Annotated in this window: 11 protein-coding genes; 9 read left to right on the forward strand and 2 right to left on the reverse strand. The window is 69.3% G+C overall.

The window, feature by feature from the left end; genetic code table 11:
* The gene (locus tag AC1DMS_RS16990; protein WP_018905421.1) at window positions 1-993 is read left to right on the forward strand and encodes a Bug family tripartite tricarboxylate transporter substrate binding protein; all 993 of its coding nucleotides are present in this window, start codon (window positions 1-3) and stop codon (window positions 991-993) included.
* Here the strand turns inward: AC1DMS_RS16990 and AC1DMS_RS16995 are convergent.
* Window positions 977-2,182 (reverse strand): acetate/propionate family kinase, encoded by a 1,206-nt coding sequence (locus AC1DMS_RS16995; RefSeq protein WP_369664499.1) that lies wholly within the window; start codon window positions 2,180-2,182, stop codon window positions 977-979. The genes AC1DMS_RS16990 and AC1DMS_RS16995 overlap by 17 nt on opposite strands.
* Complete coding sequence (xsc, locus tag AC1DMS_RS17000) at window positions 2,179-4,002, reverse strand: sulfoacetaldehyde acetyltransferase (protein ID WP_018905419.1); 1,824 nt, start codon at window positions 4,000-4,002, stop codon at window positions 2,179-2,181. The genes AC1DMS_RS16995 and xsc overlap by 4 nt, the downstream gene beginning before the upstream one ends.
* Window positions 4,003-4,160: 158 nt before the next feature.
* Between xsc and AC1DMS_RS17005 the strand changes: the two genes are divergently transcribed.
* From AC1DMS_RS17005 to AC1DMS_RS17040, 8 genes are all read left to right on the forward strand, one after another.
* Window positions 4,161-4,997, forward strand: coding sequence for an IclR family transcriptional regulator (locus AC1DMS_RS17005; protein WP_478079404.1), 837 nt, complete (start codon window positions 4,161-4,163; stop codon window positions 4,995-4,997).
* Window positions 4,998-5,023: 26 nt separating this feature from the next.
* Window positions 5,024-6,007, forward strand: a complete 984-nt coding sequence (locus AC1DMS_RS17010) for an AAA family ATPase (protein WP_478181463.1) — start codon at window positions 5,024-5,026, stop codon at window positions 6,005-6,007.
* Window positions 6,004-7,737: a cobaltochelatase CobT-related protein gene (locus tag AC1DMS_RS17015; protein WP_478181464.1), complete on the forward strand. Its 1,734-nt coding sequence runs from the start codon at window positions 6,004-6,006 to the stop codon at window positions 7,735-7,737. The genes AC1DMS_RS17010 and AC1DMS_RS17015 overlap by 4 nt, the downstream gene beginning before the upstream one ends.
* 423 nt (window positions 7,738-8,160) lie before the next feature.
* On the forward strand, window positions 8,161-8,970 hold the full coding sequence (locus AC1DMS_RS17020) for an IclR family transcriptional regulator (RefSeq protein WP_478181465.1): 810 nt from the start codon (window positions 8,161-8,163) through the stop codon (window positions 8,968-8,970).
* On the forward strand, window positions 8,967-9,959 hold the full coding sequence (locus AC1DMS_RS17025) for a tripartite tricarboxylate transporter substrate binding protein (protein WP_478181466.1): 993 nt from the start codon (window positions 8,967-8,969) through the stop codon (window positions 9,957-9,959). The genes AC1DMS_RS17020 and AC1DMS_RS17025 overlap by 4 nt, the downstream gene beginning before the upstream one ends.
* Before the next feature lie 128 nt (window positions 9,960-10,087).
* Window positions 10,088-11,521: an acylating sulfoacetaldehyde dehydrogenase gene (gene sauS, locus AC1DMS_RS17030; RefSeq protein ID WP_478181467.1), complete on the forward strand. Its 1,434-nt coding sequence runs from the start codon at window positions 10,088-10,090 to the stop codon at window positions 11,519-11,521.
* Between the two features lie 2 nt (window positions 11,522-11,523).
* Complete coding sequence (locus AC1DMS_RS17035; RefSeq protein WP_478181468.1) at window positions 11,524-13,053, forward strand: AMP-binding protein; 1,530 nt, start codon at window positions 11,524-11,526, stop codon at window positions 13,051-13,053.
* Window positions 13,050-13,853 carry a sulfite exporter TauE/SafE family protein gene (locus AC1DMS_RS17040; protein ID WP_018905411.1) on the forward strand — a complete coding sequence of 268 codons (804 nt, stop codon included), beginning with the start codon at window positions 13,050-13,052 and terminating at the stop codon, window positions 13,851-13,853. The genes AC1DMS_RS17035 and AC1DMS_RS17040 overlap by 4 nt, the downstream gene beginning before the upstream one ends.
* Window positions 13,854-13,883 lie beyond the last annotated feature (30 nt).

Below are 13,883 nucleotides of genomic sequence, written 5' to 3' on the forward strand. Positions count from 1 at the left end.
ATGAAACGACGCGAATGGATGCAGGGAACCACCGCCCTGTCTGCGGCGGGATCGCTGGGCGCGCTCATGCCGATGCTGGCCCGCGCGCAGGGCGGCGACTACCCCAGGCCCGACGCCACGCTGCGCTACGTGGTGCCCTTTCCGCCGGGCGGCCTGACGGACGTGATGGCGCGGCAGATCGGCCAGCAGCTGGGCGAGCGCTGGAAGGTCAACGTGCTGGTGGACAACCGGCCCGGCGGCAACGGGCAGATCGGCGCCGACCTGGTGGCCAAGGCGCCGCCCGACGGCAACACGCTGCTCGCGGTCACGCTGACGCACGCGGCCAACGTCACGCTGTTTCCGAAGTCGCCGTTCAGCTTCCAGAAGGACCTGCGGCCGGTGGCGCTGCTGGCCGGCAGCCCGATGCTGATCGTGGTGCCCGTGGCCAGCCCCATCCAGGACATGAAGGGCCTCGTCGAGGCGGCGAAGGAGCGCAAGCTCAATGCCGGCTCCAGCGGCAACGGCACGCCGCCTCACCTGACGCTCGCGCTCTTCAACGACCTCAACAAGTCCAACATCCAGCACGTGCCCTACAAGGGCGGCGCTCCGTGCATCACCGACCTCATCGGCGGCCAGCTCGACGTGGTGTTCTCGAACATCCCGGAGTCGATTGCGCATGTGAAGGGCGGCAAGCTGCGCGCGCTCGCCATCGCAAGCAAGACCCGCTACCCCTTGCTGCCCGATGTGCCGACCACCGCCGAAGCCGGCATGCCCGCGCTGCAGGTCGAGAACTGGACCGGCATGATGGCGCCGGCCGGCATGCCCGATGCCGCGGTGCAGAAGCTGGGCGCGGAGGTGGTGAAGATCCTCGCGCAACCCGGCCTCGATGAACGCATGCGCCAGCAGGGCTTCGTGATCGATGCGCGCGGGCCGGACCGCTTTGGAGCGTTCCTGGCTGACGAGATCGCGCGCTGGGCGCACGTCATCAAGGCGGCGGCTATCCAGCCTGGCTGAGCCGCAGCAGCCGCGCGGTGTGCCGCGCGATCACGGCCTCTTCGTCGGTGCGCAGCACCCAGGCGCTGACGGTGCTCCCAGGCGTGGTGAGCCGCGCATGCCCTGCGCGGTTCGCCTCCGCATCGACGCGAAGGCCGAGCCAGCCGCACTGCAGAAGGATGCGCTCGCGCAGCGCGGCGGCGTTCTCGCCGATGCCGCCGGTGAACACGATGGCATCCACGCCGCGCAGCGCCGCAGCCAGGCTGCCCACGTGCTGCACCACCTGCTCGATGAAATGCGTGATGGCTTCGGCGGCAGCGGGCGCAGCCGAAGCCTCCAACTCGCGCATGTCGCTGGAAATTCCCGAGAGCCCCAGCAGGCCCGACTCGCGGAACAGCAGCTTCTCGACATCGTCCGCCGACATGCCCTGCGAGCGCATCAAATACAGCACCACGGCCGCATCGAGGTGCCCGCAGCGCGTGCCCATGGTGAGGCCGTCGAGCGGCGAGAAGCTCATCGTCGTGGCCACCGATCGGCCCTCGGCCATGCCGCACATCGATGCGCCGTTGCCCAGGTGCGCGACGATCACGCGCTGCCGTGCCAGCTGCGGCGCCAGTTGCGCGAACTGCGTCACGATCGATTCGTAGGACAGGCCGTGGAAGCCGTAGCGCCGCACGCCTGCATCGTGCAGCGCGCGCGGCAGCGCGAAGCGGCGGTTCACATCGGGCTGGCTGGCATGAAAGGCGGTGTCGAAGCACGCCACCTGCGGCACGCCGTCGAAAGCCTTCATGGCCGCGCGCACGCCCGCGAGGTTGTGCGGCTGGTGCAGCGGCGCAAGCGGCTCGAGCGCAGCCAGTTCGGCCAGCACCGCATCGTCGATGCGCACCGGCGCCACGAAGTTCGCGCCGCCATGCACGATGCGATGGCCGACCGCCGCGATGCGGCCGCCGTCGCCTTGTTGTGCATGCCATTCGAGCAGCGCGGCCAGCGCGCCCTGGTGCGAGCGGCTGTCGCCTTCCAGCGCCGCGTCGTGCAGCGTGCGCCCGTCGGCATCGCGCACGCGCAGCCGCGCCTTCAGCCCCGCGCCCAGGCCATCGGCCTGGCCCGACCAGCGGGCGGCGGGCAGCGCACCGCCCTCGGCCGGCGCCTCGAACAGCGCCACCTTGATCGACGACGACCCGGCGTTGAGGGTGAACAGCGAATCGGTCAGACGTAGTCCTTGTACTTGTCGAGGAAGCGCACCGGCTTGGACAGCGCATCGCGGCGGAATGGATCGCCGAGCTCGCGGGTGCACATGATCTCGATCACGCAGGTCTTCTTCTGGTTCATCTGCATGTCGATGGCCTTCTTCAGTGCCGGGCCCACGTCCTCGAGCCGGTCGACCACGATGCCCTCGGCGCCCATGGCCTTGGCAATGCCCGCGAAGCTCTCGCTCTCGAGCTCGCCCGCGACGAAGCGGCGGTTGTAGAAGTCGACCTGGTTCTTCTTCTCGGCGCCCCACTGGCGGTTGTGGAAGACCACGGCCGTCACCGGGATGTCATGCCGCACGGCGGTCATGATCTCGACCATGCTCATGCCCCAGGCGCCGTCGCCGGCATAGGCCACGGCCGGACGGTCGGGCGCCGCGCACTTGGCGCCGATCATGGTCGGCAGCGAGTAGCCGCAGTTGCCGAAGCTCATCGGCGCGAAGAAGCTCCTCGGCTCCTCGAAGCGCAGGTAGCTGTTGGCAATGGCGTTGATGTTGCCGATGTCGGTGGAGACCATCACGCGCGGCGGCATGGCCTTCTCGAGCTCGCGCAGCACCTGGCGCGGATGCAGGTAGGTGCCGCCGGTGGGCGTCTTCTCGCCCTTGGCCTCTTCGATGGCGTCGAGGCTGAATTGGTCGCGCTCGTGGGTCCACTCGTCGAGCTCCTTTTCCCATGCGGCTTTTTCGGCCTTGATCTTGTCGGCGCGCTGGGCCTTGGTGGCGTCGCAGGCCAGGGTCTTGCCCTGCAGGCGCTTGAGCAGTTCCCGGGCGGTGGCCTTGGCGTCGCCGTGGATGCCGACGGTGATCTTCTTCACGAGGCCCAGGTTGGTGTGGTCGGCTTCCACCTGGATGATCTTCGCGTCCTTCGGCCAGTAGTCCATGCCGTGCTGCGGCAAGGTGCCGAAGGGCCCCATGCGCGAGCCGAGCGCCAGCACCACGTCGGCCTGCGCAATCAGCTTCATCGCGGCCTTGGAGCCTTGGTAGCCCAGCGGGCCGGCGGCAAGCGGATGGCTCGCGGGGAACGAGTCGTTGCGCAGGTACCCGTTGGCCACGGGGGCGCCCAGGCGCTCGGCCAGCGCCTTGCACTCTTCGACCGCATCGCCCATCACCACGCCGCCGCCCGAGAGGATCACGGGAAACTTCGCCGAGGCCAGCAGCTCGACGGCCGCGTTCAGGCTGTTCTCTCCGCCCGCGCCGCGCTCCACGCGCATGGGCTTCGGGATCTCGGTGGTGATCTCGCCGTAGAAGTAGTCGCGCGGAATGTTGAGCTGCGTCGGGCCCATCTCGGAGATGGCGCGGTCGAAGCAGCGCGCGGTGTACTCGGCCATGCGCTTGGGATTGTTGACGTGGCCCTGGTACTTGGTGAACTCCTGGAACATCGGCAGCTGGTTGGCTTCCTGGAAGCCGCCCAGGCCCATGCCCATGGTGCCGGTCTCGGGCGTGATCATCACGACCGGGCTGTGCGCCCAGTAGGCGGCCGCGATGGCCGTCACGCAGTTGCTGATGCCGGGGCCGTTCTGGCCGATCACCACGCCGTGGCGGCCCGAAACGCGCGCATAGCCGTCGGCCATGTGGGCGCCGCCCTGCTCGTGCACCACCGGAATCAGGCGGATGCCGGCGGGCGCGAAGATGTCCATCGCGTCCATGAAGGCCGAGCCCATGATGCCGAAGATGTCGGTCACGCCGTTGGCGACCATGGTTTCGACGAAGGCCTCGGAGGGCGTCATCTTCTGCACGCCGGCGACGGCTTCGCGGGTGGGTGCGGCGGGTTGCTTCTGGCTCATGGAAGGCGTCTCCTGAAGGGAATGGGGCGGTCGGCGGGTTTCAAAAGCCGGAACGGGTTGTTCCGATTTCTCTCCGGCGGAATATAGGGCGGCAAGTCCTTGGCGTCAAACAATTTACAAAAATCGGTACTTCTTGTCTTGTTTTTTGTAAAAAGACTATGATCCGGCCCATGAAGATCGTCAAGGGGCCCACGCCCGAAACCCTGGAGCCGGCGCCGGGCGACACGCCCACCATGCGCCTTTTCGGGCTGCTCGAAGTCATGGCCGCCAAGGACCAGCGCTACTCGCTGCAGGGCCTGGTGGAAGAGACCGGCATGCCCAAGCCCACCCTGCACCGCATGCTCCAGCAGCTCGAAGGCGCGGGCCTGCTGCAGCGCGAGGGCGACGGCCGCCACTACGGCATCGGCACGCGGCTGCGGCGGCTGGCCGAGAACCTGCTGCTCAACGACAGCCTCCACGGTGCACGCCATACGGTGCTGCGTCAACTGGTGGAAGAAATCGGCGAGAGCTGCAACCTCACCGCGCTCTCGGGCAGCGAGGTGGTGTACCTCGACCGCGTGGAAACCGCCGCGCCGCTGCGCTTCTACCTGCACTCGGGCTCGCGCGTGCCGGTGCACTGCTCGGCCAGCGGCAAGATCTTTCTCGCGCAGATGAGCGCGGCCCAGCGCCGCCGCCTGCTCTCCAACGCGCCGCTGGAGCCCTACACGCCCCGCACGCTCACCGACCCCGAGGCGCTCGAAAAGGAAGTGCAGCGCGTGCGCAAGGACGGCTACGCCATCGACAACGAAGAGTTCCTGCCCGGCCTGCTGTGCATTGCCGCGCTGGTGCCTTCGGGCGACGACGGCCCCTCGAACCTGTGCATCGCGGTGCAGGCGCCGGTCATGCGGCTCGACGCCGCGAAGGCGAAGGCGCTGCTGCCCGCCCTGCAGCGCGCCGCACTGGCGCTGAGCCGCATCGATGCCGACGCGGGCACCACCAGCCGCGCGCAGGCCTGACCCACTCCATTTATGGAAAACCCATCGTGACCGACATCGCAGACCTTCGGCCCGACCGCATGCTGAGCGTGCGCGAGGTGTTCGGCATCGACACCGACCTGCAAGTACCCGCCTTCAGCGAGCGCGACGACCACGTGCCCGAGGTCGATGCGGTCTATCGCTTCAACCCCGACGTGACGCTCGCCATCCTCGCGGGCTTCATGCGCGACCGGCGCGTGATGGTGCAGGGGCTGCACGGCACCGGCAAGTCGACCCACATCGAGCAGGTGGCGGCGCGGCTGAACTGGCCCTGCGTGCGGCTGAACCTCGACGGCCACATCAGCCGGCTCGACCTCGTCGGCAAGGACGCGGTGGTGCTGCGCGAAGGAAAACAGGTTACCGAGTTCCAGGAAGGCATCGTGCCGTGGTCGCTGCGGCGGCCGGTGGCGCTGGTGTTCGACGAGTACGACGCGGGCCGGCCCGACGTGATGTTCGTGATCCAGCGCATCCTGGAACAGGGCGGCAAGTTCACGCTGATGGACCAGAACCGGGTGCTGCACCCGCACCCCTTCTTCCGCCTCTTCGCCACCGCCAACACGGTCGGCCTGGGCAACCTCAACGGCCTGTACCACGGCGCGCAGCGGCTCAACCATGCGCAGATTGACCGCTGGAACATCGTGGCCTCGCTCAACTACCTGCCGGCCGGCGAAGAGATCGCGATCGTGCAGGCGCGCGTGCCCTCGCTGGCGGACGATGCGGGGCGCCGGCTGGTCGCATCGATGGTGGCCGTGGCCGATCTCACGCGCAAGGGCTTTGCGGCGGGCGACCTTTCGACGCTGATGTCGCCACGCACCGTGATCACCTGGGCCGAGAACGTCGAGATCTTCAAGGACCCGGCGCTCGCGTTTCGCCTGTCCTTCGTCAACAAGTGCGACGACGCGGAGCGGCCGCTCGTGGCCGAATATTTCCAGCGCTGCTTCGACCAGGAACTGAAGGAGTCGCACCAGCTGTCGCCGGGCTCGCAAGAATGACCGACATGCCCGCGAGCGCCATGCAGCGCCGCGTGCGGCAGGAGGAGCAGGTCGCCGAACTCTGCGCAGGCGTGGTGCGCGCCTTCTGCGGCGAGCGCGACCTGCACTTTCGCGGGCGGCGGCTGCACCGCGGCCGCGTGGCGCTGCCGTGGTTCGCGCCGCACCTGCATCCTTCGCCCGAGACCGACGACTTCGCCTCCTTCCGCGGCGTGGCCGACGGATTGGCGCTGCGGCTCACGGTGTCCGATGCCGCGCTGCACGAAAGCCTGCGGCCCGAGGAGCCCGTCGAGCGCATGCTGTTCGAGATGCTCGAGCAGTTCCGCGCCGAAGCCATGGCGCCCGAGATCATGGCGGGCATGCGCCACAACCTGCGGCACCGCCATGAGCAGTGGTCGCTCGCCTTCCACCATTCGGGCCTGACCGACACGGCCCGCGGCCTGCTGCTCTATGCCGTGGCGCAGATCTGCCGCGCCCGCGTGAGCGGCCAGCAGGTGGTGGAAGAAACCGAGGACATGCTCGAAGCGACGCGCTTTCACCTTGCGCCGCTGATCGGCCACGCGCTTGCAGGCCTGCGCCGCGACCGCGCCGACCAGGCCGCCTATGCCGTGCACGCACTCGCCATCGCGCGCACCGTCGCCGCGATGCTGCACGAGGCCGGCGAAGACAGCAGCGACGCACGCGACCCGCATGTGGACGACAAGCGCAGCGTGTTCATGCTCGTCGCCGACATGGACCGCGAGATCATCGAACGCTTCACCACCGCCGAGTCGGGCCGCAGCGCGGTGCTCGACGGCGCGGGCGGCGCCTACCGCGTCTTCACCGCCGCCTACGACCGCGAGCACGACGCCGCCGCGCTCGCGCGCAAGGAAGTGCTCGCCGGCCACCGCGAAAAGCTCGACCGCCGCATCGCCGCGCAGGGCGTGAACATCGCTCGCCTGGCACGCGAGCTGCGCGCGCTGCTCGCCGACCCCACGCGCGACGGCTGGGACAGCGGCCAGGAAGAAGGCTTGGTCGACGGCCGCCGGCTCGCGCAGCTGGTGGCCTCGCCGACCGAGCGCCGGCTGTTCCGCACCGAGCGCATGGAGCCGGTGGCCGACTGCATGGTGACGTTCCTGATCGACTGCTCGGGCTCGATGAAGGAGCATGCCGAATCGGTCGCGATGATGGTCGACGTGTTCGCGCGCGCACTCGAGCAGGCCGGCGCGGCCAGCGAGGTGCTGGGCTTCACCACCGGCGCCTGGAACGGCGGCCGCGCGCAGCGCGAGTGGGTGCGTGCCGGCAGGCCGCCTCACCCCGGCCGCCTCAACGAGCGCTGCCACATCGTCTTCAAGGCCGCCGCCACGCCCTGGCGCCGCGCGCGGCCCGCGATGGCGGCGCTGCTGAAGGCCGACCTGTTCCGCGAGGGCATCGACGGCGAAGCGGTCGACTGGGCCTGCACGCGCCTGCGCGAGCGGCCGGAGGCGCGCAAGCTCCTGTTGGTGATTTCCGACGGCTCGCCGATGGACAGCGCGACGCACCTGGCCAACGATGCGCACTATCTCGACCACCACCTGCGCGACGTGGTGGCGCGGCAGGAGCAGCGGCGCGACATCGAGATAGCCGGTATTGGTGTCGGGCTCGATCTGAGCCCGTATTACAGCCGCAGCCATGTGCTGGGCCTTGCGACGTCTTGCGGCAATACGATCTTCCGCGAGGTGATCGACCTGATGGCGGGTCGGCATCGGCGCTGAGCGCCACCGAGGCGCTGCTGTTCGGGGCGCGCTCCCGCCGACGGGGTACCTTGCTCCGCGAATGTCCCCCGGCCTTCGGCCTCCTCCTTTATTTCGCTGCGCAAGGCACCCCATCGACGGGAGCGTTGCAAAGAGCGGTGGTTGATCAGCAATACACCAGCAGCGTGCCCAGGTGCACAGAGCATCGGGTGCTCCCCGCAGCGAAATAAAGGAGGAGGCCGCAGGCCGGGGGACATTCGCGGAGGGGAGTACCCGGTGATCTGTGCACGCGCCCTGAACAAAAGCGTCCTGAAAAATAACAAGCAAAACCTGAAACATTTAGAACTACATCCAAGTCCCCGATTGACAAAACAACCGATCAGTCCAAACATCGCGTCTCACATCCAGGAACAACGTTCCAATATTTGGAACACCCAGAACCTCATGGATTCCACCCTCGCCAAAGGCCTTGCCGCCATCGAATGGATGACGCGGCAACAGCGCGACTGCCGCGTCACCGACCTCGCCCAGGCCTTCGGCATGGCGCGCAGCAACGCGCACCGCACGCTGCAGACCCTGGTCGAGTGCGGCTGGGCCGTGCAGGACCCGGACACCAGCGCCTACCGCCCGAGCCTGCGCCTGTTCGAACTGGGCGCGCTGGTTTCCGAGGCCACCGACATGGGCTCGCTGCTGCGGCCGCACCTTGCGGCGCTGGCGCAGCAGACCGGCGAGACCATCCACCTTGCGGTGCTCGACGGCGCCGAGATCGTCTACCTCGACAAGTTCGACAGCCCCCTGCCCGTGGCCGCCTATTCGCGCATCGGCGGCCGGGCGGCGGCGTATTGCGTGGCCTCGGGCAAGGCCCTGCTCGCCGCGGCCGCGCCCGACCTTGCAGCGCTGCATGAGCGCCTCGGCACGCTCGCGGCGCACACCAAGAACAGCATCACCAGCTTCGATGCCCTTCTGTCGGAACTCGAACGCACGCGCGTTCGCGGCTATGCGGAAAACCGCGAGGAATGGCGCCTCGGCGTCTGCGGTCTGGGCGTGCCGGTGTTCAACGCGCGCGGCGAGGCGGTTGCGGCCGTCGGCATGAGCGTGCCCTCGATCCGCTTCGCGCGGACGCAGGCGCGCGGACTGGCCGACCGCCTCATGGCCTGCGCGCGCGACGCGAGCGTCACGCTCGGCTACCGGGCAAGTCCGGTGCCCGCGACGCCGCTGCCGGCATCCACCACAAGGAGAAGGAGACTCGAATGAACCTGTTGTTCCCCGCCCCCTGGCTGCGCGCCGCGCTGCTGGCCGCGGCCACCCTGGCTCTGCCCTTTGCCGCGCAGGCGCAAAACGGCACCGACTATCCGAACAAGCCGATTCGGCTCATCGTTCCGTACCCGCCCGGCGGCGGCACCGACGTGATCGCGCGCATCGTGCAGGAGCGCTTCTCGACGCTGCTCGGCCAGCAGGTGCTCATCGACAACCGCGGCGGCGCGGCCGGCTCCATCGGCACCGAGATCGTGGCCAAGGCCCCGCCCGACGGCTACACGGTGCTGTTCACGCTGTCCTCGCACACCATCAACCCGGCGATCTACACCAAGCTCTCGTTCGACACCGCGAAAGACTTCGCACCCGTGGGCCTGGTCGCTTCGCTGCCGCAGATCCTGGTGGCCAACACGCAGTTCGCGCCCAACACGGTGGCCGAGCTGGTGGCGCTCGCCAAGGCCAAGCCGGGCTCGCTTTCCTTCGCCTCGGTGGGCAACGGCTCGCCCGGACACCTGGCGGGCGAGCTGCTGAAGCTGCGCACCGGCACCCAGATGACGCACATCCCCTACCGCGGCGGCGGCCCGGCCGTGACCGACGTGATGGGCGGGCAGGTGCCGCTGCTGTGGGTGTCGATTCCCGCGGCCGCGCAGTTCGTGAAGGCCGGCAAGCTCAAGGCGCTGGCGGTGTCGACCACCAAGCGCAGCGCGGCCTTCCCCGACGTGCCCACGATGCAGGAAGCAGGCATTGCCGATTTCGACGTCGACTCCTGGTACGCGGTGTTCGTGCCCGCGAAGACGCCGCAGCCCACCATCGACAAGCTCAACCGCGTCATCAACACGGTGGTCAAGGAACCGGAGATCCGCGACAAGCTGCTGGCGCAGGGCAGCGAAGGCGTCGGCGGCACGCCGGAGCAATTGGGCAAGGTGGTGACCACGGAACTCGTGCGCTGGCAGAAGCTCGCAAAAGAAGCCAGCATCAAGGTGGACTAGAGCTCGCCCCCAGGCTCCGCGCACTTCGTGTCGCTTCTCCCACCCCCTACCGGGGGCAACACCAGCGGCCCGGCAAAGCCGGTTCCGCGGTGTTCCCCGACTGAATACGCAAGGCAAAGATGACGACTATGGAACATTCCCCCTCCTCCCCCATCGCCGAACTGGTGGCGCGTGCGCGCGCCGCGCAGCGCATCTACGAAACCTGGTCGCAGGCACAGGTCGACACCGCCGTGGTGGCCGCGGGCTGGGCCATCATCGAGCCGGCGCGCAACCGCGAGCTGGCCGAGCTGGCGGTGGCCGACACCGGCGTGGGCAATGCCCCCGACAAGGTGCGCAAGAACCACCGCAAGACCTTCGGCCTGCTGCGCGACCTGCGCGGTGCGCGCTCGGTGGGCGTCATTTCGGAAGACCCGGCGCGCGGCATCATCGAGATTGCGCGGCCCGTGGGCGTGGTGTGCGCGGTCACGCCGTCCACCAACCCGGGCGCCACGCCGGCCAACAAGATCATCAATGCGCTCAAGGGGCGCAACGCGGTCATCGTCGCGCCCTCGCCCAAGGGCTGGTCGACGGCGGCGCGGCTGATCGAGTTCATCCATGCGCAGTTCGACCGCATCGGCGCGCCGCGCGACCTGGTGCAGCTGCTGCCCTCGCCGGTCAACAAGCAATCGACGGCCGAGCTGATGCGCCTGTGCGACCTGGTGGTGGCCACCGGCTCGCAGGCCAACGTGCGCGCGGCCTATGCCAGCGGCACGCCGGCCTTCGGCGTGGGCGCAGGCAACGTGGCGGGCATCGTCGACGAAACGGCCGACGTGAACGCGGCGGCCGACCGCATCCTGCTTTCCAAGACCTTCGACAACGCGACCAGCTGCTCGTCGGAGAACAGCCTGGTGATCGTGGACGCGGTGCGCGCGCAGATGCTCTCGGCACTGAAGGACCGCGGCGCGTTCATGCTCGCGGCCGCGCAGAAGGCCACGCTGCAGTCGCTGATGTGGCCGGATGGCAAGCTCTCCGCCGCCGTCATCGGCCAGTCGGCGCGCGTGATCGCCGAGCGCGCGGCGGCCCTCGACGGTGCCAACCGCGAAGGCTGGCTGGCCATTGCGGCGAGGGACCCGCGCGTCCTCATGGTCGCCGAGGACAGCGTGGGCCACGCGCATCCGTTCTCGGGGGAGAAGCTGAGCCCGGTGCTCGCGATCTATTCGGCGCGCGATTTCGACGAGGCTGCCGCCACCGTCGAGCGCATCTATGCCTACGAAGGCGCGGGCCATTCGGTCGGCCTGCACAGCACGGTGCCCGAGCGCGCATTGAGGCTCGGCCTCACGCTGCCGGTGTCGCGCGTGATCGTCGACCAGGCGCACTGCATCGCCACCGGCGGCAGCTTCGACAACGGCCTGCCGTTCTCGCTGTCGATGGGCTGCGGCACCTGGGGCAAGAACAACTTCTCCGACAACATGAATTACCGGCACTACCTGAACATCACGCGCGTGTCGCGGCCGATTCCGGAGCGGGTGCCCAGCGAGGACGACATCTTCGGCGCCTACTTCGCCGAATACGGTGCAAGCTGACCGTGGCGGCCTCCACCGTTCATGAGCTGATCGAACTGCAGGCGGCGGCACGGCCGCAGGCAGTGTATGCGCTGTCCACCGAAGGCGGGCGCAAGAGCATCGGCTTTGGCGAGCTCGCGCGCGGCTGCCGCACGGTGGCGGCGGTGCTGCACGCGCATGGCGCGCGGCAGGGCGACACGGTGTCGGTGGTCATGCCCAATGGCTTGCAGACGCTGCGCCTGCTGCTCGGCGCCATGCACGGCGGCCTGTGCGTGAACCCGGTCAACCTGCTGTCGCAGCCCGAGCAGATGCGCTATGTGCTCGCGCATTCGGATTGCCGCGTGGTGTGCGTCGCGCCCGAGTGGGAAGCACGCGTGCGCGCGATGCTCGATGGCATCGGCCGGCCGGTCGAAGTGCTGGTGGCGAGCCCCGACGCCGATGCGCTGCCGGGCGAAGCGCAGGAGGCGCAGGCGGAGCCCCTGAATGAGGCTGCGCCGCCCGCCGCCGGCGACGTGGCCCTGCTGATGTACACCTCGGGCACCACCGGCATGCCCAAGGGCGTGATGCTCACGCAAGGCAACCTCGCGGCCAATGCGCATGCGATCAGCGCCGAGCACGCGCTGCAGCCCGCCGACCGCGTGCTGGCCGTGCTGCCGCTCTATCACATCAACGCCTTCGCCGTGACCATGCTCGCGCCGCTCGCCCACGGCGGCAGCCTCGCGATGCCGCCGAAGTTCTCGGCTGGGCGCTTCTGGGAGCAGGCCTCGGGCACGCGGTGCAGCTGGATCAACGTGGTGCCCACCATGATCTCGTACCTGCTCGAAGGCGATGAGCCGCCGCCCGCGCAGACCGCTGCCATCCGCTTCTGCCGCTCGGCATCGGCCGCGCTGCCGCCGGAGCACCACCGCGCCTTCGAGCAGAAGTTCGGCATCGGCATCGTCGAGACCATGGGCCTCACCGAAACCGCGGCGCCGTCTTTTTCGAACCCGCTCGATCCCGCGCTGCGCAAGCTCGGCTCGGTGGGCCGCGCCTCGGGCTGCGAGGCGCGCGTCATCGATGCCGCACTGGCCGAGGTGCCCGACGGCAGCACCGGCGAGCTGGCCATCCGCGGCCCCAACGTGATGCGCGGCTACTACAAGAACGAGGAAGCCACGCGCGCGAGCTTCACGCCCGACGGATGGCTGCGCACCGGCGACCTCGGCCATCGCGACGCCGATGGCTTCTTCTTCGTGACCGGCCGCATCAAGGAACTGATCATCAAGGGCGGCGAGAACATCGCCCCGCGCGAGATCGACGAGGCGCTGCTGCGGCATCCTGCCGTGCTCGAGGCCGCGGCGGTGGGCGTGCCCGACCGCCACTACGGCCAGGAGATCGGCGTGTGCATCGTGCTGCGCGACGGCTGCGCCTGCACCGAGGACGAATTGCGCGCCTTCAGCACCGAGGTGCTCGGCCGCTACAAGGCGCCGGGCCACTACCGCTTTGTCACGGACCTGCCGCGCGGGCCTTCGGGAAAGGTGCAGCGCCTGAAGCTGCTGCCGCTGTTCGACGTATGACGTCGGCGGAACTGCTGGTGCCGCCGCTGGCGCCGGCGCTGCTCGCCTACAGCCTGTGCGTGGTGTTCGCGGCCGGCGTGGTGCGCGGCTTCGCGGGCTTCGGCTTCTCGGCGGTCACCGTGGCGGGGCTCTCGCTGGTGGTGTCGCCCGCGCTGGTGGTGCCGGCCATCTTCATGCTCGAGATCCTCGCGAGCCTGAGCCAGCTGCGCGGCATTGCGCGCGACGTCGACATGCCCTGGCTCGGCTGGCTGATGCTGGGCAACCTGCTGTTCATTCCGCTCGGTGTCGCGCTGCTGGCCTGGCTGCCCGAGACGCCGCTGCGCCTGCTGATCGGCGCGCTGCTGATGGCCGCCGCCTTGCTGCTGCGCGCGGGAACGCGTGCCGCGCTGGTGCCCACGCGCGCGGTGCGCTTCGCGGCCGGGCTGGCCTCGGGCTTCATCAACGGCGTGGCGGCCATCGGCGGCATTGCCATTGCGGTGCTGCTGAGCACCACCGCGATGGCGCCGGCCGCCCTGCGCGCCACCATGATCGCGCTGCTGCTCTTCAGCGACGTGGTGTCGCTCGCAAGCGCCGCGCTCATGCCCGCGGCCGCGCATGCCGCGTCGGGCCACCTGCTCGGGGCCGGCACGCTGAAGTGGGCGCTGTGGCTCGCGCCCGCGATGCTGGCCGGCATCTGGTGGGGCCAGCGCTCGTTCAAGGGCGTGTCGCCCGCGCAGTTCCGCCGGCATGTGCTGAACCTGCTGGTGGCACTGGCGGCCGTGAGCGTGGCGCGCTCCGTGGCCGCGCTGGCCATGGCCTGAGCGGCAAGATTCCGCACGGCAACGCCCGCG

The sequence above is a fragment of the Variovorax sp. 05T418 genome (assembly GCF_056396385.1).